Annotated in this window: 3 protein-coding genes; 1 reads left to right on the top strand and 2 read right to left on the bottom strand. The window is 69.8% G+C overall.

Going from position 1 to position 2,822, the window contains the following annotated elements; translation table 11 throughout:
- Positions 1 to 33: 33 nt before the first annotated feature.
- Positions 34 to 1,569 (bottom strand): class I adenylate-forming enzyme family protein, encoded by a 1,536-nt coding sequence (locus tag WU80_RS24485; protein WP_197281363.1) that lies wholly within the window; start codon positions 1,567 to 1,569, stop codon positions 34 to 36.
- 39 nt (positions 1,570 to 1,608) lie between these two features.
- On the opposite strand from WU80_RS24485, the gene WU80_RS24480 reads away from it, so the two are divergent.
- Positions 1,609 to 2,442, top strand: coding sequence for an acyl-CoA thioesterase domain-containing protein (locus tag WU80_RS24480; protein WP_197281362.1), 834 nt, complete (start codon positions 1,609 to 1,611; stop codon positions 2,440 to 2,442).
- A 5-nt stretch (positions 2,443 to 2,447) separates the two neighbouring features.
- On the opposite strand, the gene WU80_RS24475 is transcribed toward WU80_RS24480, so the two are convergent.
- A partial coding sequence (locus tag WU80_RS24475; RefSeq protein WP_055405886.1) for a flavodoxin family protein occupies positions 2,448 to 2,822 on the bottom strand: 375 nt, incomplete at its 5' end.

The following is a 2,822-nucleotide window of genomic DNA, read 5'->3' as shown; positions in this document are numbered from 1 at the left end:
TGTGTATAAGAGACAGGATCAGCACCGTAGCGCTCATCGCAGCGGCTCCCCCCACTGCACCTGCTCGCGAAGCCTGCCCTTGAGCAGCTTGCCGCCGGCGTTGCGCGGCAGCGCGGTGTCGACCACCGTGACGTACTGCGGCACCTTGAAGTCGGCGAGCCGCTCGCGGCAGTGGTCGAGCACCGCCGGCACGTCGATCTCGTCGGCGCCGCCGAACAGCACCGCGCCCACCTTCTCGCCCATGATGTCGTCGGGAACCGCCAACACGCACGCGTCGGCGACACCGGGCGCCGCCAGCAGCGCCGCTTCCACCTCGACGCTGGACACGTTTTCGCCGCCGCGATTGATGATGTCCTTGAGGCGGTCGACGATGTGCACGCGGCCCGCCTCGTCGACCCGCACCACGTCGCCGGTGTGCAACCAACCGTCCACGATGGTCGCCGCAGTCGCTTCCGGGCGGTTCCAGTACCGGGCGGTGACGTTCGCGCCGCGCACCACCAGCTCGCCGACGCCCTCCTCATCGCCGCCGAAGGGAGTCAGTCCGAGGTCGACGGAGGGGACTGCGTATCCGACCGAGTCGGCGTGCTCCACGGCGTCGCGGCTCGGGAGCACGGTCATCAGCGACGCCGTCTCGGTCATGCCGTAGCCGTTGAACACTGTGGCTTGCGGAAAGGCGTCCTGCACCGAACGCACCAGCGACGGGGCGATCGGCGCGCCCCCGTAGCCCACCCAGCGGACGCCCGAGACGTCGGCGTCGGCAAAGCCGCTGTGCCGCAACATCAGTGCGTAGACGGCCGGGACGGTGACCATGACGGAGATGCGCTCGGCGGCCAGCGTGGCGATCAACCCGTCCAGGTTGAGGGCGGGCATGATCACCGAGGCCCCGCCCAGCCGGGTGGCGGCCAGCAGTTGGGAGTTGCAACCGGTCACGTGGAAGAGCGGCACCGAGATCAGCGTGCGCATCGCTTCGCCCAGGTCGCGCGGTTGGTCGAGGCAGCGAATCGCGTTCTCCGTGTTGGTCAAGAACGCCTCGTGGGTGGTCGGCACTCCCTTGGGGTGGCCGGTGGTGCCCGACGTGTAGAACAGCGCGGCCACGTCGGTGCGGTCCAGTCGCTCCGTCACATGCGGCTGGCCGTCAGGAAGCGGGGTGTCCGCCGCCAGGTCCAGGGTGGCCCCGGAGTCGGTGAGGACGAACTCGACTTCCGGTTGCGCCGAGCGGGTATTGACCGCGACCGCAATACCACCGGCCATCACGATGCCCCAGAACGCCAGCACCCAGTCGACGCCGGCGGGGTAACGCACCGCGACGCGGTCACCGTGTCGCAACCCGCCCGCGCGCAGCCCGCCGGCGACGCGCGCCGCGCGGTCCCACAGCTGGCGGTAGGTCAATCGGCCGGCGCCGAGTTCGACCACCGCCTCGCTGTTCGGGCGCTGGTCGACCTGTTCGGCGAGCATGTCCAGCAGCGTGGCGGGCAGGTCGTCATAGTGCGGGACGCCGTCGGCGTCGCGGGTCACGCCTGTCGTCGGGAACGGGTTGTGGCCGCGCGGAATTTCGATCACTGGAGGCATGCCCGGTCCTTACTATCGGCGTGTCCTATCGTGATGGCCGTGACGGTCGACGATTCCGCCATCATGCCCGAGGCGTTCTTCACTGTCGACGGTGACTCCTTTGTGCCGGGCCCGCTGACCCGGGGACCGTGGGGGGCCGCGATGGGCGGCCAGAATGTCGGCGGCCTGTTGGGTTGGGGCATAGAGCAATCCGGCGTCGAGCCCGACTTTCAGCCCGCCCGCCTCACGGTCGACCTGCTCCGCCCGGCGTTGCTCGAGCCGGTGCAGATCCGGACCTCGGTGCAGCGGGAGGGCAGGCGGATCAAGCTCGTCGGCGGCGCGCTGGTGCAGAACGGCAACACCGTCGCGCGGGCCAGTGCGCTGTTCCTGCGCCGGGGGGAGCATCCCGAAGGGGAGGTGTGGTCCGCACCCCTGGCCATGCCGTCGCCCCCGGCCGATTCCGGCGGCTTCCCGGCCGACATGCCGTTTCTGATCTGGGGCTACGGGGCCACCGACGCGGGCAGCCCGGGCATCGCGGCCGGTGAGTGGGAACAGTCCCACTCCCGAAAGTTCGCGTGGACGAGGATCTTTCGCCCGATGGTGCAGGGCTACCCGCTGACCCCGTTCACCCGACTGGCCTTCGTCGGGGACATCACGAGTTCGCTGACCCATTGGGGCACAGGCGGTTTGCGCTACATCAACGCCGACTACACCGTCACCGCCAGCCGCCTGCCCGACGGTGAATTCCTGGGGCTGGCGGCGCAAAGCCATTACGGCGCGGCCGGGGTGGCCACCGGCGCCGCCACCCTGTTCGACCGGCACGGGCCGATCGGCACCAGCTCGGCGCTGGCCCTGGCCCAACCGGCCGAGGCGTTCAAACCGACCTACACCTAGGCGCCTCATTCCATGAGCTGGGCGGCGACCGTCGCACCGAGTTCCCAGCAGGCCTGCAGGTCGCCCCTGTCCGGCTTGCCCGAAACCAGCACGGTCTCAGCGGCTTTCACCCAGCCGAGCCCCGTCGTGATCGACATGACGCCGCGTTCGGCACCCTCGGTGCCCTCGTTGCCGTGCAGATAGAGGCCGAACGGGCGCCCGCGCGACGAGTCCAGCAGCTGGTAGTAGGCGCAGTCGAACGCGTGCTTGAGCGCCCCGCTCATGTAGCCCAGGTTCGCGGGGCTGCCCAGCAGGTAGCCGTCGGCTTGCAGCATCTCGGCCGGCGACACCGTCAGCGCCGGCCGCCGAACGACGTCCACGCCCCTGTCTCTTATACACAT

Origin of the sequence: Mycobacterium sp. UM_11, from assembly GCF_001414075.1 — a bacterium.
GTDB lineage: Bacteria > Actinomycetota > Actinomycetes > Mycobacteriales > Mycobacteriaceae > Mycobacterium.
This window is presented reverse-complemented; position numbering and strand designations above follow the sequence as displayed.

Bases quoted from the DNA above. Each gene is read 5' to 3' on its own strand.
- WU80_RS24485 (WP_197281363.1), bottom strand. From the start codon at position 1,569: ATGCCTCCAGTGATCGAAATTCCGCGCGGCCACAACCCGTTCCCGACG.